Annotated in this window: 19 protein-coding genes and 1 pseudogene; 8 read left to right on the top strand and 12 right to left on the bottom strand. The window is 64.2% G+C overall.

All coding sequences use genetic code 11. The features are described from left to right. Positions 1-30: 30 nt before the first annotated feature. On the top strand, positions 31-966 hold the full coding sequence (gene fmt, locus AYK65_RS02130; protein ID WP_081157862.1) for a methionyl-tRNA formyltransferase: 936 nt from the start codon (positions 31-33) through the stop codon (positions 964-966). Beyond that, on the top strand, positions 966-1,709 hold the full coding sequence (truA, locus tag AYK65_RS02135) for a tRNA pseudouridine(38-40) synthase TruA (protein WP_081157863.1): 744 nt from the start codon (positions 966-968) through the stop codon (positions 1,707-1,709). Before fmt ends, truA begins: the two co-directional genes overlap by 1 nt. A 67-nt stretch (positions 1,710-1,776) precedes the next feature. On the opposite strand, the gene AYK65_RS02140 is transcribed toward truA, so the two are convergent. The 5 genes and pseudogenes from AYK65_RS02140 to AYK65_RS02160 all read right to left on the bottom strand — a co-directional run bounded on the left by AYK65_RS02140 (position 1,777) and on the right by AYK65_RS02160 (position 9,114). Beyond that, positions 1,777-2,373, bottom strand: a complete 597-nt coding sequence (locus AYK65_RS02140; RefSeq protein WP_081157864.1) for a hypothetical protein — start codon at positions 2,371-2,373, stop codon at positions 1,777-1,779. Then, complete coding sequence (gene dapE / locus AYK65_RS02145; RefSeq protein WP_046120099.1) at positions 2,360-3,553, bottom strand: succinyl-diaminopimelate desuccinylase; 1,194 nt, start codon at positions 3,551-3,553, stop codon at positions 2,360-2,362. The genes AYK65_RS02140 and dapE overlap by 14 nt, the downstream gene beginning before the upstream one ends. Positions 3,554-3,726: 173 nt before the next feature. Further along, on the bottom strand, positions 3,727-6,912 hold the full coding sequence (locus tag AYK65_RS02150) for an efflux RND transporter permease subunit (RefSeq protein WP_046119978.1): 3,186 nt from the start codon (positions 6,910-6,912) through the stop codon (positions 3,727-3,729). A gap of 130 nt (positions 6,913-7,042) precedes the next feature. Next, positions 7,043-8,246, bottom strand: a pseudogene (locus AYK65_RS02155) (efflux RND transporter periplasmic adaptor subunit). Between the two features lie 52 nt (positions 8,247-8,298). Next, the gene (locus AYK65_RS02160; RefSeq protein WP_026613431.1) at positions 8,299-9,114 is read right to left on the bottom strand and encodes an alpha/beta hydrolase; all 816 of its coding nucleotides are present in this window, start codon (positions 9,112-9,114) and stop codon (positions 8,299-8,301) included. 137 nt (positions 9,115-9,251) lie between these two features. On the opposite strand from AYK65_RS02160, the gene AYK65_RS02165 reads away from it, so the two are divergent. Continuing rightward, positions 9,252-10,190 (top strand): LysR family transcriptional regulator, encoded by a 939-nt coding sequence (locus tag AYK65_RS02165; protein WP_026613430.1) that lies wholly within the window; start codon positions 9,252-9,254, stop codon positions 10,188-10,190. A 61-nt stretch (positions 10,191-10,251) separates the two neighbouring features. Here the strand turns inward: AYK65_RS02165 and AYK65_RS02170 are convergent, their stop codons facing one another. The 3 genes from AYK65_RS02170 to dapD all read right to left on the bottom strand — a co-directional run bounded on the left by AYK65_RS02170 (position 10,252) and on the right by dapD (position 13,548). Further along, complete coding sequence (locus AYK65_RS02170; RefSeq protein WP_081157865.1) at positions 10,252-12,150, bottom strand: DEAD/DEAH box helicase; 1,899 nt, start codon at positions 12,148-12,150, stop codon at positions 10,252-10,254. Positions 12,151-12,304: 154 nt separating this feature from the next. Continuing rightward, positions 12,305-12,688 (bottom strand): DUF805 domain-containing protein, encoded by a 384-nt coding sequence (locus tag AYK65_RS02175; RefSeq protein WP_026613428.1) that lies wholly within the window; start codon positions 12,686-12,688, stop codon positions 12,305-12,307. A 2-nt stretch (positions 12,689-12,690) separates the two neighbouring features. Further along, positions 12,691-13,548, bottom strand: coding sequence for a 2,3,4,5-tetrahydropyridine-2,6-dicarboxylate N-succinyltransferase (dapD, locus tag AYK65_RS02180; RefSeq protein ID WP_046119975.1), 858 nt, complete (start codon positions 13,546-13,548; stop codon positions 12,691-12,693). A 313-nt stretch (positions 13,549-13,861) separates the two neighbouring features. Between dapD and AYK65_RS02185 the strand changes: the two genes are divergently transcribed. Further along, on the top strand, positions 13,862-14,761 hold the full coding sequence (locus tag AYK65_RS02185; RefSeq protein WP_026613426.1) for an LOG family protein: 900 nt from the start codon (positions 13,862-13,864) through the stop codon (positions 14,759-14,761). 15 nt (positions 14,762-14,776) lie between these two features. On the opposite strand, the gene AYK65_RS02190 is transcribed toward AYK65_RS02185, so the two are convergent. After that, positions 14,777-15,490 carry a pyrimidine 5'-nucleotidase gene (locus tag AYK65_RS02190; protein ID WP_139793106.1) on the bottom strand — a complete coding sequence of 238 codons (714 nt, stop codon included), beginning with the start codon at positions 15,488-15,490 and terminating at the stop codon, positions 14,777-14,779. Between the two features lie 92 nt (positions 15,491-15,582). Here AYK65_RS02190 and AYK65_RS02195 point away from each other — a divergent pair, with 92 nt between their 5' ends. The 3 genes from AYK65_RS02195 (at position 15,583) to AYK65_RS02205 (ending at position 18,504) form a co-directional block, all read left to right on the top strand. Further along, a complete protein-coding gene (locus AYK65_RS02195; protein WP_081157866.1) occupies positions 15,583-16,497 on the top strand; it encodes an EamA family transporter in 915 nt (304 codons plus the stop codon). 56 nt (positions 16,498-16,553) lie between these two features. Continuing rightward, entirely contained in the window at positions 16,554-17,642 is a 1,089-nt protein-coding gene (locus tag AYK65_RS02200) for a bifunctional transcriptional activator/DNA repair enzyme AdaA (protein WP_046119973.1), read from the top strand. An 85-nt stretch (positions 17,643-17,727) separates the two neighbouring features. Then, positions 17,728-18,504, top strand: coding sequence for an isocitrate lyase/PEP mutase family protein (locus AYK65_RS02205; protein ID WP_046119972.1), 777 nt, complete (start codon positions 17,728-17,730; stop codon positions 18,502-18,504). Positions 18,505-18,688: 184 nt separating this feature from the next. On the opposite strand, the gene argB is transcribed toward AYK65_RS02205, so the two are convergent. After that, positions 18,689-19,576: an acetylglutamate kinase gene (gene argB / locus AYK65_RS02210; RefSeq protein WP_026613421.1), complete on the bottom strand. Its 888-nt coding sequence runs from the start codon at positions 19,574-19,576 to the stop codon at positions 18,689-18,691. Positions 19,577-19,853: 277 nt separating this feature from the next. Between argB and AYK65_RS02215 the strand changes: the two genes are divergently transcribed. Then, the gene (locus tag AYK65_RS02215; protein WP_081157867.1) at positions 19,854-20,561 is read left to right on the top strand and encodes an anti-sigma factor; all 708 of its coding nucleotides are present in this window, start codon (positions 19,854-19,856) and stop codon (positions 20,559-20,561) included. A 45-nt stretch (positions 20,562-20,606) separates the two neighbouring features. On the opposite strand, the gene AYK65_RS02220 is transcribed toward AYK65_RS02215, so the two are convergent. Next, positions 20,607-21,152 (bottom strand): DUF1269 domain-containing protein, encoded by a 546-nt coding sequence (locus AYK65_RS02220; RefSeq protein WP_046119970.1) that lies wholly within the window; start codon positions 21,150-21,152, stop codon positions 20,607-20,609. Positions 21,153-21,352: 200 nt separating this feature from the next. Then, positions 21,353-22,006 (bottom strand): ribosome biogenesis GTP-binding protein YihA/YsxC, encoded by a 654-nt coding sequence (gene yihA / locus AYK65_RS02225; RefSeq protein WP_026613418.1) that lies wholly within the window; start codon positions 22,004-22,006, stop codon positions 21,353-21,355. Positions 22,007-22,033 lie beyond the last annotated feature (27 nt).

Consider the following 22,033-nt stretch of genomic DNA (forward strand, 5'->3'; position numbering starts at 1 on the left):
GGCAATTGAGTAAAGACGGAGTCCGCCGCTTTGCCGCTTCGCATCATCTTCATGGGCACGCCGGAATTTTCCGTGCCGACGCTTCTGGCACTTGCCGGGGCGGGTCACGAGATCGTCGCCGTCTACACGCAACCGCCGCGTCCCGGCGGGCGTCGCGGCCTCGACCTCAAGAAGTCGCCGGTGCATGAGGCTGCCGAGCGTCTCGGCGTTCCGGTTTTGACACCCGTCAATTTCAAGGGCGCTGCGGATCGCCAGGTCTTCCGCGACTTTAAGGCCGATGTGGCGGTGGTCGTGGCCTACGGCCTGCTCCTGCCGGAGGAGATCCTCTCGGGAACGCGCCACGGCTGCTATAACGGCCACGCCTCGCTCCTGCCGCGTTGGCGCGGTGCGGCGCCGATCCAGCGCGCCATCATGGCCGGCGACCGCAAGACCGGGATGATGATCATGAAGATGGACAAGGGCCTCGATACCGGCCCGGTTGCGCTTGCGCGAACCGTTGCGATCGACGAGACGATGACGGCAGGCGAATTGCACGACCGGCTGATGCAAGTCGGGGCGGAACTGATGACGCAAGCGATGACCAAGCTTGAGGCGGGCGAGCTGACACTGACGCCGCAGTCCGACGAGGGCGTTGTCTACGCCGCCAAGATCAGCAAGGACGAGACACGGATCGATTTCACACGGGTCGCTGAGGAAGTGCACAACCACATCCGCGGCCTCTCGCCTTTTCCGGGCGCCTGGTTCGAGCTCGAAATCGCGGGGCGGCTGGAGCGCATCAAGGCCTTGGGCTCGGAGCGCGTCGAAGGGACCGGTGCGGCCGGCCTGGTTCTGGACGATGCCTTGACCATTGCCTGCGGCAAGGGCGCGGTGCGGCCGACAAGGCTCCAGAGGGCGGGCGGCAAGGTGCTCGCGGCCACCGACTTCCTGCGCGGCACGCCGGTCGCCCCCGGCACGAGGATCGCCTGATGCCGCGCTATCGCTTGACCGTGGAATATGACGGCTCCGATTATGTCGGCTGGCAGCGGCAGGAGAACGGTCCTTCCGTTCAGGGCGCGATCGAGAAGGCGGTCTTGTCGCTGACCGGCGAGACGGTCTCGATCCGCGGCGCCGGACGCACCGATTCCGGCGTGCACGCGGTGGGGCAGGTGGCGCATCTCGACCTTACGCGCGAGTGGAAGACGCATACGCTGCGCAATGCGTTGAACGCGCATCTGACGCTCGCCGGCGAGCGCGTCTCGATTCTCGAGGCCGCGGAAGCGCCGGCGGATTTCGACGCGCGTTTTTCGGCGATCCGGCGGCATTACCTCTACCGCATCATTTCCCGGCGCTCGCCCCTGGCGCTGGAGGCAAAGCGCGCCTGGTGGGTGCCGAAGGCGCTGGACCATGAGGCGATGCACGAGGCGGCACAGCGGCTTGTCGGTCATCACGATTTTACGACATTCCGCTCGGCCCATTGCCAGGCCACGAGCCCGGTGCGCACGCTCGATAGGTTGGATGTGACGCGCAGCGGTGAGCGGATCGAGATCCGCGCGTCGGCGCAGAGCTTCCTGCACAACCAGATACGCTCCTTCGCGGGCTCCCTGAAGCTCGTCGGCGAGGGCAAATGGACGCCGGACGATCTTCAGGCCGCACTCGAAGCGCGCGACCGCAAGGCCTGCGGGCCCGTCGCTCCGCCGGAGGGCCTCTATTTCCTGCAGGTCGACTACTGACCTCATGCATGTCGCCCAGAAGTGCGTAGCGGTTCTGGGACAACGGCATGCATCGAAACAAAGAGGCTCAGCCCGGCATTACTCCCAGGAGGCGCTGCAGAGACTGCACGATCATCAATGGGGACAGCAGGAAGAGCGCAGCCAGTGCCGCGGCGAGCAGGTTCTGGTTGGCGGTTACGGTGCGCAAGAGGCGGAAGAGCAGGGCGACATTAACGAAGAGCAGAAGAAATGACAGCAGGACGGCGACGTCCTCGCCACCGGGCACCAGCAGCAGGATCGCCGCCGGCACCGCCATGGCATAGGACAGCGGCACCTGGAGCCAATTGGTGGTGACGATCACCGGCACCACGAAGGCCGTGAAGTCGAGCGGGCGCGAGAGGATGAGTGTCAGCGCGACCGGCAACAGCCAGGCCGCGAGATCGACGACGAAAAGCTTGACGACGAAGCCGAGACCGACCGTCGTGCCGCTCGGCATCGCCGAAAGATAATAGAGCCGCCATGACGCCCAGCCGACGGCGAGCGCCGGCAGCGACCAGAGTATGGCCGTGAACGAGCGCCAGAGACCGGCCTCGCTGATGTCCAGCCAGCGAAACCCTTCGCGGTTGCCCTGGATCAACAGCGATAGTCCCTTGATATAGACAAGGACCTCCTCAAGCCGTGACATGGCCGAACCAGCGGGCGATGAAGGTTTCGTAGATGCCGGTCAGGGTATCGAGATCGGCAAGCGCGACGCGCTCGTCGACCATATGCATCGTCTTTCCGACCAGGCCGAACTCGACCACCGGGCAATAGTCCTTGATGAAGCGCGCGTCCGAGGTGCCGCCGGTGGTCGAAAGCTGCGGCCGGCGCCCCGTCACGGCTTCGACCGCGCCGGAGAGAGAATCGATGAGGGCGTTGTTGCGCGTCAGAAAGACGTGGCTCGGACGCTCATTCCAGACGATGTCGTATTTCACCGGCGCACGGCCGGGCCTGAGCGCCCCGTCCGCCGCGGCGCGGTCGAGGCGAGCTACGATCTCGGCCATCAGGCTCTCGGCCGTCCAGCGGTCGTTGAAGCGGATGTTGAAAGCGGCGCTCGCCTTGGCTGGAATGACGTTGACCGCGGCATTGCCGACATCGATCGTCGTGACCTCAAGGTTCGACGGCTGGAAATTCTCCGTACCGTTGTCGAAGGGCGGGTCCATCAGCGCCCGCGTAAGCTGCAGGATGCCGCGCACCGGATTGTCGGCGAGATGCGGATAGGCCGCATGGCCTTGGACGCCGTGCACTGTGATGCGGCCAGAGAGCGATCCGCGGCGGCCGATCTTGATCATGTCGCCGAGACTCTCCGGATTGGTCGGCTCGCCGACGAGACAGGCGTCCCAGCGCTCGCCGCTTTCCGCCGCCCAGTCGAGGAGCTTCACCGTGCCGTTGATCGCCGGGCCTTCCTCGTCGCCGGTGATGAGAAAGGAGATCGACCCTTTCGGGGCGCCATGCTTTGCGATGTGGCGGCCGACGGCCGCGACGAAGCAGGCGATGCCGCCCTTCATGTCGACGGCGCCACGGCCGTACATTTCGCCGTCGGCGATTGCCGCAGAAAACGGGGGATGGCTCCAGGCAGCCTCGTCGCCGACCGGCACGACGTCGGTATGGCCGGCGAACATCAGATGGGGACCGTCGGTCCCGATCCGGGCATAGAGATTCTCGATGTCGGGTGTCCCTGCCTCCTTCGCCACCACGCGGTCGACCTTGAAGCCGAGCGGCCCGAGCATGGCCTCCAGGGCCGAAAGCGCACCACCCTCGGCCGGGGTGACGGACGGGCAGCGGATGAGGGCAGCGAGATTGGAAACGGGATCGGTCGGGAACATCGAGCGGAATGCCTGCGAAGCCGGTGGGCCAAGGAACTGAAGTTGCCGGTTTATCCGATCGATCACCGGCTGTCACGCGCGATGAGGGAGGCCGGATCTTTGGCGCGGCTCGAAAAGACACAGGCCGGACAAGTGTCCGGCCTGTGGGAATACCCGTTGTTGGGCAGGGAAGGCTATTCGCCGGGGGCGAGATGCGGCGCCTCGATGTGCCCGCCGGCATGCTTCAGGGGCCGCTCGCCGGAAAGCTTGCGGATCAGCACGTAGAAGACCGGCGTCATGAAGATGCCGAAGGCTGTGACGCCGATCATGCCGGCGAACACGGCAATGCCCATCGCCGAGCGCATCTCCGCGCCGGCGCCCGTCGACAGAACCAGCGGCACGACACCCATGATGAAGGCCATCGAGGTCATCAGGATCGGCCGAAGGCGCAGCCGGCTCGCCTCGATCGCGGCGCTGACCGCATTCTTGCCGGAAAGCTCGAGTTCGCGGGCGAACTCGACGATCAGGATCGCGTTCTTGGCCGAAAGACCGACGAGCACGATGAGACCGATCTGCGTGAACACGTTGTTGTCGCCACCCGTCAGCCAAAGGCCCGTAAGCGCCGCCATGATGCCCATCGGTACGATCATGATGATCGCGATCGGCAGCATCAGGCTTTCATATTGGGCCGCAAGCACGAGATAGACGAGCAGCAGCGCCAGCGGGAAGACGAGGATGCCCGAATTGCCGGCGAGGATCTGTTGATAGGTCAGGTCCGTCCACTCGTAGGAAATGCCGGGCGGCAGCGTCTCGGCGGCGATCCGCTCTATTGCGGCCTGCGCCTGGCCGGAGGAGAAGCCCGGGGCCGGCCCGCCATTGATGTCGGCGGCGAGGAAGCCGTTGTAGCGGATCGCCCGTTCGGTACCCACCGTCTGTTCCACCTTGAGCAGCGCCGAGAGCGGGATCATCTCGCCCGATTGCGAACGGACCTTCAGCTTGCCGATGTCGTCGGCATGCGCCCGGTAGTTCGCATCGGCCTGGATGCGCACGCTGTAAGTGCGGCCGAAGGCGTTGAAGTCGTTGACGTAGAGCGAACCCAGATAGATCTGCAGCGTCTCGAACACGTCCGTCACCGCTACGCCGAGCTGGCGCGCCTTGACGCGGTCGAGGTCGGCATAGAGCTGCGGCACGTTGATCTGGAAGCTCGAATAAAGCCCGGCGAGCTCCGGTGTTGCCATCGCCTTCTCGAGGAAGGCCTTGGCCGCGTCGTCGAGCGTACGATAGCCGAGGCCGTTCCGGTCCTCGATCTGCAGCTTGAAGCCGCCCGTCGTGCCGAGGCCCTGTACGGGCGGCGGCGGGAACATGGCGATGAACGCATCCTGGATCGCGCCGAACTCCTGGTTCAGCTGCATCGCGATCGCGCCACCTGAGAGTTCCGGCGTCTTGCGCTCCTCGAAGGGCTTCAGCGACACGAAGACGATGCCCGAGTTTGACGAGTTGGTGAAGCCGTTGATCGACAGGCCGGGGAAGGCGATGGCGTGCTCGACGCCCGGGTGCTTGAGCGCTATCTCGCTCATGCGCCGGATGACGTCCTCCGAGCGGTCAAGCGTCGCTGCGTCCGGCAGCTGCGCGAAACCGATCAGATACTGCTTGTCCTGCGCCGGAACGAAGCCGCCGGGCACCGCGCGGAACAATGCGAAAGTGACGCCGAGGAGGACGACATAGAGGCCCATGATCAACGACTTGCGCGTGAGAATGCCGCCGACGCCGCGGCCATAGGCTTCGGAACTCGCTCCGAAGAAGCGGTTGAAGCCACGGAAGAACCAGCCGAACAGGGCGTCCATGATCCGCGTCAGCCTATCCTTCGGCGCGTGGTGGTCCTTCAGAAGCAGGGCGGCGAGTGCCGGCGACAGCGTCAGCGAGTTGAAGGCCGAGATCACCGTCGAAATCGCGATGGTCAGTGCGAACTGGCGGTAGAACTGGCCGGTAAGCCCGGTGATGAAGGCGAGCGGCACGAAGACCGCGACGAGCACCAGCGCGATCGCGATGATCGGACCGGAAACCTCCGACATTGCGCGATAGGTCGCCTGGATCGGCGACAGCCCTTGCTCGATGTTGCGTTCGACGTTCTCGACGACGACGATGGCGTCATCGACGACGATGCCGATCGCCAGCACCAGGCCGAAGAGGCTCAGCGCATTGATCGAGAAGCCGAAGACATACATCACCGCGAAGGTGCCGACGATCGAAACCGGCACGGCGACGAGCGGAATGATCGAGGCCCGCCAGGTCTGCAGGAAGACGATGACGACGACGACCACGAGCGCGATCGCTTCGAGCAGCGTATGGATCACCGATTCGATCGACGCTCTGACGAACTGCGTCGTGTCGTAGACGATCTCGTAGTCCACGCCTTCCGGCATGGTCTGCTTCAGCTCGGCCATGACCTTGTGGACGTTTTCGGAGATCTGGATGGCGTTGGAGCCCGGCGCCTGGAAGACGCCCATGCCGACGGCGGCCTTGTTGTCGAGGAGCGACCGCAGCGAATAGTCCGCCGCGCCCATTTCGACGCGGGCGATGTCGCCGAGGCGCGTGATCTCGCCGTTCTCGCCGGACTTGACGACGATCTCGGCGAAGTCTTCCGGCGTCCTGAGCCGCCCTTGTGCATTGACCGAAAGCTGCAGGTCGAGGCCGGGAACGGACGGCGAGGCGCCGATGACGCCGGCGGCCGCCTGGACGTTCTGTCCGCGGACGGCATTGGCGATGTCACTTGCGGCAAGTCCGCGCTCGGCCGCCTTTTGCGGGTCGATCCATATGCGCATCGAATAGTCGCCGCCGCCGAAGATCTGCACTTGACCGACGCCTTCGACACGCGCCAGGCGATCCTTGACGTTCAGGACGCCGTAATTGCGCAGATAGTTGATATCGTATTGCCCGTTCGGTGAAAGCAGATGCACGACGAGCGTCAGGTCGGGTGAGCTCTTGACGGTCGTGACGCCAAGACGGCGCACCTCTTCCGGCAGCCGCGGCTCGGCCTGTGAGACGCGGTTCTGCACCAGTTGCTGGGCCTGGTCCGGGTCGGTCCCGAGCTCGAAGGTGACGGTGAGCGTCATCAACCCGTCGGCGGTCGCCTGGCTCTGCATATAGAGCATGCCTTCGACGCCGTTGATCTGCTCTTCGAGCGGAGTCGCGACGGTTTCGGCAATGACGGCCGGGTTGGCGCCAGGGTATTGGGCGCGCACGACGATCTGCGGCGGCACAACTTCCGGATATTCGGAAATCGGGAGACCGGTCATGCCGATGAGCCCCGCCACGAAGATGAGCACGGATAGAACGCCCGCGAAGACCGGGCGGTCGACGAAGAAGCGTGAGAAGTTCATAACGATCCCCCTTTGGGAACTTCAGGCAAGGGCAGGGCGTCTGCGGCGAAGACTTGTCGCCGCACGCGCCGATGCATGCCGTTGCAATATCTTTTTGAGCGCCCGCCTCTAGGCGAGGAGGGCTCTCTTGCTATGGTTTGGCGATCGAGGCGGTCGCCTGCTCGACCGGCTGCGGGGCGACCACGACGCCGGGACGCACGCGCTGCAGACCGTTGACGACGATGCTCTCGCCCGGTTTGAGGCCGCTCTCGACGATCCGGAGGCCGTCGGCGACGGGGCCGAGCGTCACATGCCGGTACTCCACCTTGTTGTCCGATCCGACGACCAGGACGAATTTCTTGTCCTGATCCGAGCCGATGGCGCGATCGCTGATCACCAGCTTTTCCTCAGGCTGCGGATCGCCGATCCGGATGCGCACGAATTGGCCCGGGATCAGCCGGCCGTCGGCATTGGTGAGCGCCGCGCGTACACGGATCGTGCCGGTCGCCGCATCCACCTCGTTGTTGATGAGCTGGATATGGCCGCTGATCGGCGTGCCCTCGTCGGCGGCGGTGCCGATCTCGACGGGGGATGCGTTCGATCGCATCGGTGCCGGCGGAGGCGGAAAGCTTGGCGAGCGCTGCCGCCACCACTTCCTCGCTGACGTTGAAGCTCGCATAGATCGGATCGACCGAGACGAGCGTGGTCAGGATGGGCGAAGCCGAGCCAGAGGCGACCAGGTTGCCGGCCGTCACCTCCAGCCTGCCGACGCGCCCGGTGATCGGTGCGCGTACCTCGGTATATTGCAGGTCTAGGCGGGCCGAGCGCAGCGCCGCCTTTGCCGAGCGGACGTTCGCCTGCGCTTCGTCGAAGGCGGCGAGCCGCTGGTCGACGCCGCTTTGCGGGATCGCGCTGGTGGTGACCAGCTTGCGGCCGCGCTCGAGTTCCGTCTTTGCCAGAGCGACGCGCGCTTCGGCCGCCGCGACGTCGGCTTCCGCGCGCTCCACTGCGGCGGCATAGGGTTCGGGATCGATGGTGACGAGCAGGTCGCCCTTCTGCACCACGGCACCCTCGCGGAAATGCGCACTCAGGATTGCGCCGCCAACGCGGGGGCGAACCTCGACCCGCTCGATCGCCTCGAGACGGCCCGAGAAGCTTTCCCAGGTGGTGATGCGGCGCGCTTCCGCCTTGGCTACGGAGACGGGAACGGCAGGTGCCGCTGCCGGCGCTTCAGTCGCTGCGTCCGCTTTGAAATGGCTTGGAACGCCGAGGAACACGGCTGCTCCACCGGCGACGGACAACAGGATGCTGAGGCCGGCGCCCCACAGGACCCGGCGGGTTACGGTCGACGTCATGTTTTTCTCTCCTCGCCGGTTGGGAGTCCGGCTTCAATACTGCTTTGTCTGTTTACTGCTTTGTCGGCTTCGCGCCCGCCTGCTCAAAGAAGCGGGCGAAGATGCCGGATATGGTCTTTTCTTGCGACGGCCAGTTTTGCTCAGCCGCGGCATTGGCGGGCAGCCAGGCGGCGCGACCTGGCAGTACGTGTATTTCCACCGGAACGCCGGCCTTGCGCAGCCGCTCGGCGTAGGCCTGGGTCTCGTCGCGCATAGGACATTCGTCACTGGTGATGACGAGTGCCGGAACGAGGCCGCCAAGCCGCGTACAATGGCCGGGCGCCGCATAGGGATGCGTCAGCCCGCTGCGCTCGCCGAGATATTGCTGCCAACCGTCGGCGATCGACTGCGCCGAGCTCTGCGGACAGAACTTTCGGAACGACGGCGTCGCGAGACAAGGGTCGAGCATCGGCGAGAGCAGGATCTGGCCCTTGAGGTCGGTGAGGTACTGGTCGCGCGCCATCAGCGCCAGGCCGGCCGCAAGGTTTCCGCCCGCCTCCTCGCCGGCGACGAACAGCATGGACTTCTTGTGCGCAAACTGCGGACAGCGGCTGCGCATTGAAGAAAGCATGGCATAGGCGGCCTCGAGCGCCGCCGGGAAGGGGTTGAGGCACGCGGACGGGTACTCCGGCGAAATGACGACAGCGCCCGCGGCTGCCAGTGCATTGGCCACCTTTTCCCCCGCCGCGATCGAATCCTCGACGAAGCTCCCGCCGTGAAGATGCAGCACCACCGGCGGCGGGGAGAGCAGCGATGCACCCCGGTAGACGCGCGCGCGGCACGAGCCGTGGCTCGTCTGCATCGTCTCTTCCGTAAAATGCATATCCATCTCTTGCCTCTACTGGGGGTGAATCCCTAGATGAGGGACAACCCGCCATGTTTGCAATATAACATTGTCTTTCGTCTGGAATAGTCTGCGGGTCCTGACTACACTATTCGGTATCTCGAACAATTCGGTTATTGAAAATGGACCAGCTCACGGCCATGCGCGTGTTTCTCCGGGTGGTGGAGACCGGCAATTTCACGCGCGCTTCCGCCTCTCTCAACATGCCGAAGGCGACCGTCACCAATCTCATTCAGGGCTTGGAGGCGCATCTGAGGACGAAGCTCCTGAACCGCACGACGCGACGGGTGCTGGTGACGCCGGACGGCGCGCTCTACTATGAACGCGCTGCTCGCCTGCTCTCCGATCTCGACGAACTGGACGGCAGCCTATCGAGCGCCCAGAGCCTGCCGAAGGGGCGGCTGCGCGTCGAAACGGCGAGCGCTTTCGCAAACTTGATCATCATTCCGGCGCTGCCGGAATTTCACAAGAAATACCCGGACATACAGGTCGATCTCGGCGTTTCCGACCGGACGATCGACTATCTCGCCGAGAACGTCGATTGCGCCATCCGCGCCGGGACGCTGACGGACCAGTCGCTGATTGCCCGCCGTATCACGGAGATGAGGTTCATCGCCTGCGCCTCGCGGGATTTTCTCGAGCGGCATCCGGTGCCGCAGCACCCTTCCGATCTCGAGAAGAATTGCTACGTCGTCGGCTATTTCCTGCCGAAATCGGGGCAACAGATGCCGTTCCATTTCCGGCGCGGAAACGAGGAGATCGAGGTCAACGGCCGCTACACGGTGGCGGCAAACGAGTCGACGACCTATATCGCCGCCGCACGGGCAGGCCTCGGCATCATCCAGGCGCCGCTCTTCATGGTGCGCGAGGATATTCGCGCCGGCACAATGGTTCCGGTGCTGCCCGATTGGCAGGTCGATCCGATGCCGATCTATCTGGTCTATCCGCCGAACCGGCATCTGAGCAGCCGGCTCCGCGTCTTTGCCGATTGGGTGGTGAAGGTGGTGGCGCAAATCGACGCCGATCAGGCGGACGTCTCACTTGTCCGTTCGGCGTCGTAACGCGCCCGCGGCGTCGCGCTCGCGGAAACGGGGTTTCCGCCCCGGCGGTCTAGCAAAGAGCTCAGGCCTGCCGGCTCTTGGCATTGTTGCGCTTGCCCTTCGGCTTGATGCCGCCGCCCTCTTTCTTCGCCTCGGATTTTCCCTTCTTCTTGGTCCACGGCTTCTCGTCGCGCTTTGCAACGTCGGAGTCCTGAGCAAAGGCAGGCTTCTTTTCGAACTTGCGCTTCGGCCCGAAATCCTTTTTCTCGCGCACCGGTCCGGTGTCATCGGACCGCGGCCGCTTCTTTTCCAAGTCCGGCTTCTCCTGCCGTGGCTGCGAAAGGTCGGGCGCGCCTGAAAGCGCCTTGATGCGAATGCCCTTTTCCAGCATCCGGTTGGGTCCGATCGCCGACAGAAAGCGTTCCGCCCCCTCGGAGGTCAATTCGACATAGGTCTCTTCCGCCTGCATGCGGATTGCGCCGATATCGCGTTTGGTGAGCTTGCCGTGGCGGCAGAGCATGGGAATGAGCCAGCGTGGTTCGGCACTCTGCTTGCGCCCGACGGAAAGCGAAAACCAGCTGCCGTCGGTGAAGTCGGCTCGCGGCACGGCGGCTGTTTCGCGTTCGGTGACCGGGCGGTCGCGCCGCGTCCCGCGATCGCCGGCAATTGCAACATCCGACAGATCTTCAGGCGCCGAGCGGCCGGCGCGGAACTGCCGCACAAAGGCGGCAGCGACCTTCTCCAACCCGTGCCGCTCGATCAGCATCTCTACGATTGGCCGCTCGTCATCGGCGAGAGGTTCGTCGAATGCCGGATCGGCCAGCAGCCGCTCGTCGTCGCGGCGCGTCACCTCGTCTGCCGAGGGCGGCTTTGCCCAGGCAGCGGTGATGCGGGCGCCATCGAGCAGTCGCTCGGCCTTCCGTCGTTGATTGACCGGCACGATCAGTGCGCTGACGCCTTTCCGGCCCGCGCGGCCGGTGCGGCCGCTACGATGCAGCAGCGTTTCCGAATTGGTCGGCAGATCGGCGTGGATCACGAGCTCCAGGCCCGGCAGGTCGATCCCACGGGCCGCGACATCGGTCGCGATGCAGACCCGGGCGCGGCCGTCGCGCATGGCCTGCAGCGCATGGGTGCGTTCGTTTTGGCTGAGCTCGCCCGAAAGCGCGACGACGGAAAAGCCGCGATTGTTGAACCGCGCGGTCAGGTGGTTGACGGCCGCGCGGGTCGAGCAGAAGACGATCGCGTTCTTCGCCTCGTAATAGCGAAGCACGTTGATGATGGCGTTCTCGCGATCGCTCGGCGCAACGACGAGGGCACGGTATTCGATGTCGCCATGCTGCTTCTGTTCCGACGCGATGCCGATGCGGACGGCGTCGCGCTGATAGTTCTTCGCGAGCGTCGCGATCGAGCGCGGCACCGTCGCCGAGAACATCAACGTACGGCGTTCGGTCGGCGCCGCCTCGAGAATGAATTCCAGATCCTCGCGGAAGCCGAGATCGAGCATCTCGTCCGCCTCGTCGAGCACGACGGCGCGCAGCGCCGCGATATCGAGCGAGCCCCGTCGGATGTGATCGCAGATCCGCCCCGGCGTACCGACGACGATGTGGGCGCCGCGTTCGAGCGCCCGCCGCTCGCGGCGCATGTCCATGCCGCCGACGCAGGAGGCGATGGTGGCGCCCCCGATGTCGTAAAGCCATTCGAGCTCGCGCTTGACCTGCAGCGCCAGTTCGCGCGTCGGCGCGATGATGAGCGCCAGCGGCGCTTCGGCCGCATCGAACCGTCCACTCGTGCCGATAAGCGTCGGCGCGAGCGCGAGGCCGAAGGCCACCGTCTTACCGGAACCGGTCTGGGCCGAAACCAGTGCGTCGGCGCCATCGAGCGCCGGGTCGAGCATTGCCTTTTGAACCGGGGTCAGCGCATCGTAACCGCGTTTTGCCAACGCCTCGGCGATCGCAGGCGCGATCCCTTCAAACTCTGTCATCTCTCGTCTTTCGGATTTCGGTTTTCACGCCGGCAGAGGAGCGGACCTCGGATCGGGTCCTCATCAGGCGTCGATTGCCGCGGCCAACATGTCGCGGCCCTGTTCGTTGCCGCGCTACATACCGGGCGTTAAGGAGAATGTACAGGCGGAATCGCTACAGCCGCGGGGCGTTGCGGCGGCTGCCATATTCGTTTGCTCCGTCCGCGCCCGGCCAGAGGCAGAGCGCGATGAAGACGATCGGGCTCAGCACCGGGATGAAGAGACAGAGCGCCAAAGGCCCGGGATAGCCGATGTCATGCAGGCGCTTGATCGCCAGCATGGCGATGGAGACGGTGGAAAGCACGCCGGAGACGATCAGCGCCAGGGTCCAGAGCGCGAGTGCTGTCTCCTCAGCCTCATTCTTCAGCACCTGCATGAGAAAGATCGAGCCGACGACGAACCAGAACAGCCAGGAGAATAGGAAGGGCAGGCGGCCGATGCGGCCCGAGGGGCTGAAGAACAGCCAGGTCATGCTCGGCTGCCGCCCTTCCTCGGCCATGATCAATCCCGGAGCAGTTCGTTGATGCCGGTCTTGGCGCGGGTCTTCTCGTCGACCCGCTTGACGATGACGGCGCAATAAAGGTTCGGCGCCGGCTGGCCGTTGGCCATGGTCGCGCCCGACGCCATCGAGCCGGCGACGACGACGGAATAGGGCGGGACTTCGCCATACATCACTTCGCCCGTTGCGCGATCGACGATCTTGGTGGACTTGCCGATGAAGACGCCCATGCCGAGCACCGAGCCCTCGCGGACGATGCAGCCTTCGACGACCTCCGAGCGCGCGCCGATGAAGCAATTGTCCTCGATGATCGTCGGCCCCGCCTGCATCGGCTCCAGCACGCCGCCGATACCGACGCCGCCGGAAAGATGGACGTTCTTGCCGATCTGGGCACAGGAGCCGACGGTCGCCCAGGTGTCGACCATCGTTCCTTCACCGACATAGGCGCCGAGATTGACGAAGGAGGGCATCAGGATCGCGTTGGGGGCGATATAGGCCGAGCGACGGACGACGCAGTTCGGCACGGCGCGAAAGCCGGCCTTCTCGAATTCGTTCACGCTCCAGCCGTCGAATTTCGACGGGACCTTGTCCCACCAGACCGAGTCGCCGGGGCCGCCCTTGACGAGCTCCATCGGGTTCAGGCGGAAGGAGAGGAGGACCGCCTTCTTGAGCCACTGATTGACGGTCCAGGTTCCGTCCTCGCCGCGCTCGGCAACGCGCACCTTGCCGCTGTCGAGCAGGTTGAGCGCCGCTTCGACGGCATCGCGAACCGCGCTGCGGGTGCCGGTATTGACGGTTTCGCGATCTTCAAATGCGGTCTCGATCGTCTGCGACAGGGAGGCGAGGTCGTAGTGCGTCATCGGAATTCCTTAGGGTTCGGCAGGGTTCGGCGGTTGTGCTGCAAGCTCTACTGCATAATTCCCCGAATCGGAACCGGTCCTAAGGGATTATGCTGCGATTCAAGGTCTCACTGCGCCCTCGCGCGTTCAGGAAAGCGCGCGATGCCCTGAGCTACCATGCTGAAAAGTTGAAGGCCTTTTCGCCTTCCCTCCTTCAACAAGACTTGGCAAGCTTCGAGGTTTCCGGCAGTAGGACGCCTCTATGGCCGAGGAACCGCGAAAGGAAGCGTCCGGACGAGGTCTCGGCTGTTCGAAACGCGACGGGAAGATGAAAATGGCACGCATGAGAAAGCGCAATCTGCGCCGCAGGGATGGGGTCTGGGATCCGTTGGCAGACAGCGCGCAGAGCAGACAGCGCGCATCGACCGTGCCGTTGACGCCGCAGTCGGCCTCGCCGACCTACCGCCTCGCCTATATCGACGACGACTTTCTCTGCCGCGAGGAACTGAGACCGGTCCGCCTGCAGCTTGAGCTTTTGAAGACGGAGATGATGCTTGAGGAGCGCGGCATCAACTCCACCGTCGTCATGTTCGGCGGCGCGCGCATTCCCGAGCCAGGCGGCGAGGCCTGGGCGGCCAAGAACGATGTCCAGCGCAAGAATCTGGAAGCCGCTTCAATCTACTACGACGAGGCGCGCAAATTCGCTCGCCTGTGCTCGGAACAGTCGGCAAAGCTTGGCTACAAGGAATATGTCATCGTGACGGGCGGCGGCCCGGGCGTCATGGAGGCGGGAAACCGCGGCGCCGCCGATGCCGGCGCACCCTCAATCGGGCTGAATATCGTGCTTCCGCACGAGCAGGCGCCGAACCGCTTCGTCACGCCGGATCTGTCGTTCAATTTCCATTACTTCGCCATCCGCAAAATGCACTTCCTGCTGCGCGCCAAGGCGGTGACGGTGTTCCCGGGCGGTTTCGGAACGCTCGACGAGCTGTTTGAGACGGTGACGCTGATGCAGACCGGCCGGCTCGCCCTGGTGCCGCTCATTCTGTTCGGCGAGAAGTTCTGGCGCTCGATCATCAATTTCGAGGCGCTCGCCGAGTTCGGCACCATTTCGCCGAACGATATCGACCTCGTGCATTTCGTCGAGACGGCCGAAGAGGCCTGGGAGATCATCGCCCGCTTCTATGAGTCGATCGACCCGCGTTCGGTGCCGATGGCATCCGGCCGGCGATGATCGGCAGGTCTCGGATTACACCGGCAAAACGACCCGGCGCAGGAAACCGGCGAGATCCTCGGTGACGTAGTCGATCTGCTCGTCTGCGTCGCTCGATGTTTCCCAGGCTTCGGCGAACTCGTATTCGAGGTTGCGCGGCACCAGGAGCACGGTCGTCATGCCGAGCGCCTTCGGCACCAGAAGATTGCGCGGCAGATCTTCGAACATCACCGCATTGCGCGTGTCGATCCGGTGAAGACCCATGAACTTGTCGTAGGTGTCGCCGGCGGGCTTTGGCACGAAATCGGCGGCGACGATGTCGAATATGTCGTCGAAATGTTCGAGGATGCCGAGTGCGCGCGCCGTCATCTCGGCATGGGAAACGCTGCCGTTGGTGAAGATGAACTTGCGCCCGGGCAATGCCTTGATCGCCTCGCCGAGGGCCGGATCCGCCGGAACGACGCTGTAGTCGATCGCGTGTGCCCGTTCCAGGAAGTCGTTCGGATCGACGCCGTGATGGATCATCAGCCCCTGAAGCGTGGTGCCATGGTCGCGGTAATATTCCTTCTGCAGCTTCTTCGCTTCAGCCGGGTCCATTGACAGGAGCTCGGCGACGTAGGCCGTCATGTTGCGGTCGATCTGCGCGAAGAGATTGACGTGGTGCGGATAGAGCGTGTTGTCGAGATCGAAGACCCAGTCGGTGACATGGGCGAATTCGGCATGGGACGGGAGACGGTCGAGCTTCTTCATGGCCCGGGTTATGGCATGGCGGGCCGACGAAGGAAAACGGATTATTCGCCGCAGTGCTGGATTGTCTCCCTCCCGCATGCTAGCCGGCGGATATGGAAACCTGGGTTCTCATCACCGTCGCAGCGGCCTTCCTTCAGAATGTCCGCTCCGCCATGCAGAAACACCTGAAAGGCGTCATGGGCACGACCGGCGCGACATTCGTGCGCTTCGGTTTCGGCCTGCCCTTCGCGCTTTTCTATCTCGTAATGCTCTGGCGCGTCGCCGGGCATCCGCTGCCGATACCGAACGCGACCTTCTTCCTCTGGGCGGTCGTCGGCGGATTGGCGCAGATCGCCGCGACATTCCTGCTCGTGCATCTCTTCTCCTTTCGCAATTTCGCGGTCGGCACCGCCTATTCGCGCACCGAGCCCGCACAGGCGGCGCTCTTCGGACTGATCTTCCTTGGGGAGAAGGCGAGCCAGGGCGCGCTCATCGCGATCGCGATCTCGGTGATCGGCGTCATGCTGATCTCGGTCGCTCGAACGGCGCTCAGCGCGCGGTCGTTGGTGACATCGGTCTTCAGTCGCACCGCCGGCATCGGCCTGCTCTCGGGCACCTGCTTCGGGCTCTCCGCCGTGTCCTATCGCTCCGCCTCGCTGGCGCTCGCCCCCAGCCTGCCGGCACCGGATTACCTGATGCAGGCGAGCTTCACTCTCGGCATCGTCATTCTGGTCCAGACCGTCATCATGCTCGCCTGGATCGTCGCGCGGGAGCCGGACGAGTTGAAGCGCATCAGTGCCGCCTGGAAGCCCGCCTTCGTCGTGGGCCTCGTCGGTGCGTCGGCCTCCTTCGGCTGGTTCGCGGCGATGACGCTGCAGCAGGCCGCGATCGTCAAGGTGGTGGCGCAGGTGGAGATGCTCTTCACCTTCGCCTCATCCTTCTTCATCTTCCGCGAATGGATCAATCGTCTTGAACTCCTGGGCTGTCTCCTGATCGTGCTCGGCGTCGTCATGCTCGTCGTGCTGTAAGCGGACGTCCAAAGAGAAATACGCGCCCGATTTTCGGCGGACGGCGCAGTCGGCGGATGCTACAAAGCGGCATGCTTTTCGATTTGCCCAACGACGATGTCCTTTACGATGCGCTGCTGGCCCGCAGTTCCGACTATGAGGGCCAAGCCTTCGCAGGCGTGAAGAGCACCGGCATCTTCTGCCGGCTCTCCTGTCCTGCCCGCAAGCCGAAGCGGGAAAACACCCTGTTCTTCGATAGCATCGCCGCCTGCATCGATTCCGGCTTCCGGCCCTGCGAGCGATGCCGTCCGCTGGAGCAGGCAGCCGAGAAGGAGCCGCTGGTCAAGAGCCTCATGGAGCTGCTCGACCGTCAGCCGGACCGTCGCTGGACGGAGCAGGATCTCGTAGAGCGCGGCTTCGATCCGTCGACCGTGCGGCGCGCCTTCAAGCGGGCCCTCGGCGTGACCTTTCTCGATCTCGCCCGACAGAGGCGAATGGCCGAGGCGGCGCGTCAGCTTTCGACTGGCGCCAGCGTCATCGAGGCGCAGATCGACGCAGGCTATGAATCGCCTAGCGGCTTCCGCGCCGCCTTCGCGAAGCTGATCGGCGAGGCGCCGGCAAGATCGCAGGGGCGCGCACTGCTCTTTGCCGACTGGATAGAAACGCCACTCGGGCCCATGGTGGCGGTAGCCGACCGGACCCATCTTCATCTCCTCGAGTTCCACGATCGCAAGGCGTTGCCGGCCGAGCTGGAAAGCCTGAAGCGAAAGGTGCGATCGGCGGTCGTTCCGGGCAGGACGCCGCCGATTGAGCAGATCGAGGCCGAACTCAAGGCCTATTTCGAGGGTCGCTCGGGCGACTTTTGCACTCCCCTGGCTCTCGACGGCAGTGCCTTCGAGCGCCAAGTATGGGCGAAGCTCATTGAAATACCTCTGGGCGAGACGCGGTCCTATGGCGACATCGCGCGGGAGGTCGCTACCATGGAGGCGGTCCGTGCGGTCGCCAGGGCCAATGGCTCCAACCGCATTGCGATCGTCGTCCCCTGCCACCGCTGCATCGGCGCGGACGGATCCTTGACCGGTTATGGCGGCGGCATTGCGCGTAAGCAATGGCTGCTTCGGCACGAGGGAAAGATGAGGCCTGTCGGACTTTTCAGGGCGGGATGAGGAAAAGGTGGCCGGCCTTCCGTCCGCGTCCCACTTTGCCTACAAGAGTCGTTCACATTCACATCCATGTTTGGGAGGAGATGCGATGAACCAGGAGGAAAGGGCGATCGCCTTCACGGCGCTGCACCGCAAGGGCGATCCGGTGATTTTCTACAACATCTGGGACGCGGGCAGCGCCCGCTGCGTCGCCGAGGCCGGCGCCAAGGCGCTCGCGACCGGAAGCTGGTCGGTCGCGGCCGCCCATGGCTTTGCCGACGGGCAAAAAATACCGCTGGCGCTGCTGATCGAGATCGTCCGCGAGATCGTTGCTGCGACCGAGCTTCCGCTTTCGGTCGATTTCGAAGGCGCCTATTCGGAGGACCCGGCCCAGGGCGCCGCCAATGCGGCTGAGCTCATCGATGCCGGCGCGATCGGCATCAATTTCGAAGACCAGATCGTCGGCAAGGCCGGTGTCCATGCGATCGACAAGCAGACGGCGCGCATTCGCGCCATCCGCGAAATGGCGGAGCGTCAAGGCGTTCCGCTGTTCATCAACGCCCGCACAGACCTGTTCCTGCAGGAGAACGACGCGGCACGCCATGCAGGTCTCATGGACAAGGCGATTGCCAGAGCTGCGGCTTATGCCGAGGCGGGAGCAAGCGGCTTCTTCGCCCCGGGGCTCGCCGACAAAGAGCTCATCGCCAGGCTCTGTGCAGCATCACCTCTGCCGGTGAATGTAATGATGAAGCCGGGCGCGCCGGATCTTGATACGCTCGCCGCCGCCGGTGTCGGCCGGGTAAGCTACGGACCATTCCCCTACCGGGCGATGATCGCGTGGCTGCGGGGAGAGGCGGAGAAGGTGTACGGAGGTGCGGGTAAGTAGGGCGGTTGCCCTCATCCGCCTGCCGGCACCTTCTCCCCGCACATACGGGGAGAAGGAATTGGGGGCGGCGCCTCGCTTCTCACGAACGTTGCCGTGGATGGGAGCACCCAGCCCAGGCACTCCGCTCTCCCCGCGCGCGGGGAGAGGGTTAGGGTGAGGGCAAATCACGCCCGTCGCGCCGCTCCTACGGCACGATCAGCGTGCCGGCGCCGTGCTCGGTGAAGATTTCGAGCAGCACAGAATGAGCCGTCTTGCCGTTGAGGATGACGACACCCTGTACGCCGGCCTTGATCGCGTCGATGCACGTCTCGACCTTCGGGATCATGCCGCCGGAAATCGTGCCGTCGGCTATCAGCGCGCGTGCCTGCGCGACCGAAAGCTCCTTGAGCAGGTTGCCCTGTTTGTCCAGAACCCCCGGAACGTCCGTCAGAAACAAAAGGCGCGTCGCGTTGAGCGCGCCGGCGATGGCGCCGGCGAAAGTGTCGGCGTTGATGTTGTAGGTGTGGCCGTCGCGCCCGGGCGCCACTGGCGCGATGACCGGAATCATTTCCGAGCGCGCCAGCAGGTCGATAAGCGTGCGGTCCACTTCGACGACCTCGCCGACGAAGCCGAGGTCGAGTACCCGTTCGATGTTGGAATCCGGATCGCGAATGGTCTTTTTCGCCTTTTCGGCGAAAACCATGTTGCCGTCCTTGCCGCAAAGGCCGATCGCCCACTCGCCCGTCTGGTTGATGAGGGCAACGATCTCCTTGTTGATCGATCCGGCGAGCACCATTTCGACGATCTCGACCGTCTTCTCGTCGGTGACGCGCAGCCCGCCTTCGAATTTCGATTCGATACCCATCTTGTTGAGCATGGCGCCGATCTGCGGGCCACCGCCATGCACGACGATGGGGTTGACGCCGGACTGCTTGAGGAGCGCGATGTCGCTTGCGAAGGCGCGCCCGAGTTCAGAATTGCCCATCGCGTGGCCGCCATATTTGACGACGATCGTCTTGTTCTCGTAACGCTGCATGTAAGGCAGGGCCTGGGTGAGCAGACGTGCCTGGATTTCACTTTCTGATGCGGACATGGCGGACCCTCGAAAAATACCGGCTGCTGTTTAGCCCAAGTTTCCGGCAGATGGAATGATCCCTGCGCAACATAAGAGCATCATGACGGGTGCACCATCCCCGGCTCGGCCGGCGCTCGGTTGCGGATATCGGCAGCGCCTTCGCGTAATCGCGCGATCGATCCCGAGGGCAGGAAACCCACCGTCAACCTGATTGACGAGACTGACGATTTGGCTGATCCTGTTATCGATCCGGAAAGATCGGGCGCCTCCTGATGTCGAGAGAGTGCATGGAACGATGACGCCGCAGAAGCCCGAGAGCGGGGATTCTCGCCGTGACGAAGTGATCGCGGGGGAATACGTGCTGGGAGTTCTGTCCGCCGAGGACCGTCGAAGGGTCGAGGCGCGCATCGCCACCGATCGCAATTTCGCGGCCATGGTCGTGCGCTGGCGGAAAAATCTCGCCTCTCGCGATCGTGCCAACGAGCCGGCGGCTCCGTCGCGCGGTTTGGCCGCGATCGAGCGGATTTCCGAATCGTCGGGAGCTGCCGGCGAAACCTCCGGCCTGTGGAGCTCTCTGCCGCTCTGGCGCAGCCTTGCCGTCGCGTCGCTTACAGCCGTCGCCGCACTCGTGATATCCATGCTCGGCGTTTTCGGCGGTGGCTCGGGCGCGCCGCTTGTTGCAGAATTAGCCGGGCAAGGCACTCCCGTGAGCCTTGTCGCCGAGTTCAATACCGGTTCCGGGCGCGTAAGGCTGACGCCTACCGCGGCGGACCAAGGGGAGGAAAGATCTCTCGAGCTTTGGCTGATCAAGGGCAGCGACTCTGCCACTTCGCTCGGCGTACTGCCTCAATCCGGGCAGGGGGAGATTCTGCTCTCCCCGGGAATGCGAGCGAAATTCGCCCCCGGCTCCACGCTTGCCGTCAGTGTAGAGCCGTTGGGCGGCTCGCCAACCGGTTCTCCCACCGGGCCGATCATTGCACGCGGCACCACTCGGTATCGCTGAGGCGGGCCGGACGCGCCCGGAGCAAATGCCGCTGCCGCGCTGCACCTATGGTCCGAACGTGCCTGCCTGCGGCGAGGGCGTCTGCGCGTCCGTCAGCGCGGCTTGCAGCCTCTGCTCCTGCTCGGGTGAAAGCGAAGTCTTGAGCACGCGACCGCGAAGTCCCGAGAGCTCGGCCAGCACCTTCTCCGGCTGCGCCTTGCGCACCAGAATGAAGAGAGCCGACGAATTGTTCGGGATCGTGCTGCCGAGCGACTTGATGAAATCGTCGTCAATGCCGTAATCGGCAAACGAGCCGGACAGCGCTCCGGCGCCGGCACCAAGAGCGCCGCCGATCGCGAAGCCCGCGAGTGGGTTCAGGAACAGCAGGCCCACGAGGCCGCCCCAAAGCGAGCCTGAAAGCAGGCCCGACGCCGCACCGACGGTGGTGAGATTGAGACTCTGTTTCAGATGTGCCTTGCCATCGGCGTCCCGTATGACGACGACGGCGTCTTCCAGATCGATCAGATATTCCTTCTTAAGGCTGTGGAGCTTCAAGAGGACCTTGTCGGCCTCTTCCGGCGAATCGAAACCCACGACGATCAAATCGGACATGTCTTTCTCCTGATCCTCCCGCACGATGCCTCGAATGGGGATTCGAGGGCGGAGTCATGCGGCGATTTCAAAGGGCTACAGCGAGCGTCCGCATCTCATTGGACACGCGGCGCTGTAGAGCAGACAAAACCTGCGAGGTAGAAATAGAGCGGTTTGCGTGTCAGGGTAGTGACTGAGATCAAAGAGTTTTCATTTGGCGCTCAGCGCGTGACGGCGAGCTCGATCGCCGCCCGAAGCTCTTCGATGCCGTCGCCTTTTTCCGACGAGGTCGAAAGCACCTCCGGATAGGCGGCCGGGCGCTTCTTGATCTTCTCGAGCGTCTCGGCGATCAGCCGCGGCACGCCGGCCGCCTTGATCTTGTCGGTCTTGGTCAGCACGATCTGATAGGAAACTGCGGCCTTGTCGAGAAGCGAGAGCACCTCCTCGTCGTTCTTCTTGATGCCATGACGGGCGTCGATCAGCACATAGACGCGCTTCAGCGTCGAGCGGCCGCGCAGATAGTCGAAGACGAGTTTCGTCCAGGCATCGACCTGTTCCTTGGGCGCCTGGGCATAGCCGTAGCCCGGCATGTCGACGAGCGCCATTGGCGGCAGGTCGTCGGCCTCCCCGGAATAGCCGTCCGGCACGAAGTAGTTGAGCTCCTGCGTGCGTCCGGGTGTGTTGGAGGTGCGCGCGAGGCCCTTCTGCCCCACGAGAGCGTTGATCAGCGACGACTTGCCGACATTCGAGCGGCCGGCAAAGGCGATCTCCGTCGGGCCTTCCGGCGGCAGGAACTTCATCGCCGGAACACCGCGGATGAAGATCCACGGCCGACCGAAGACGCTCGAGGCATTCTGGTTGTTCTTCCCGGACATATCGCGACGTTCCTTCTTGCCGGGTCC

Source organism: Ensifer aridi (genome assembly GCF_002078505.1).
GTDB lineage: Bacteria > Pseudomonadota > Alphaproteobacteria > Rhizobiales > Rhizobiaceae > Sinorhizobium > Sinorhizobium aridi.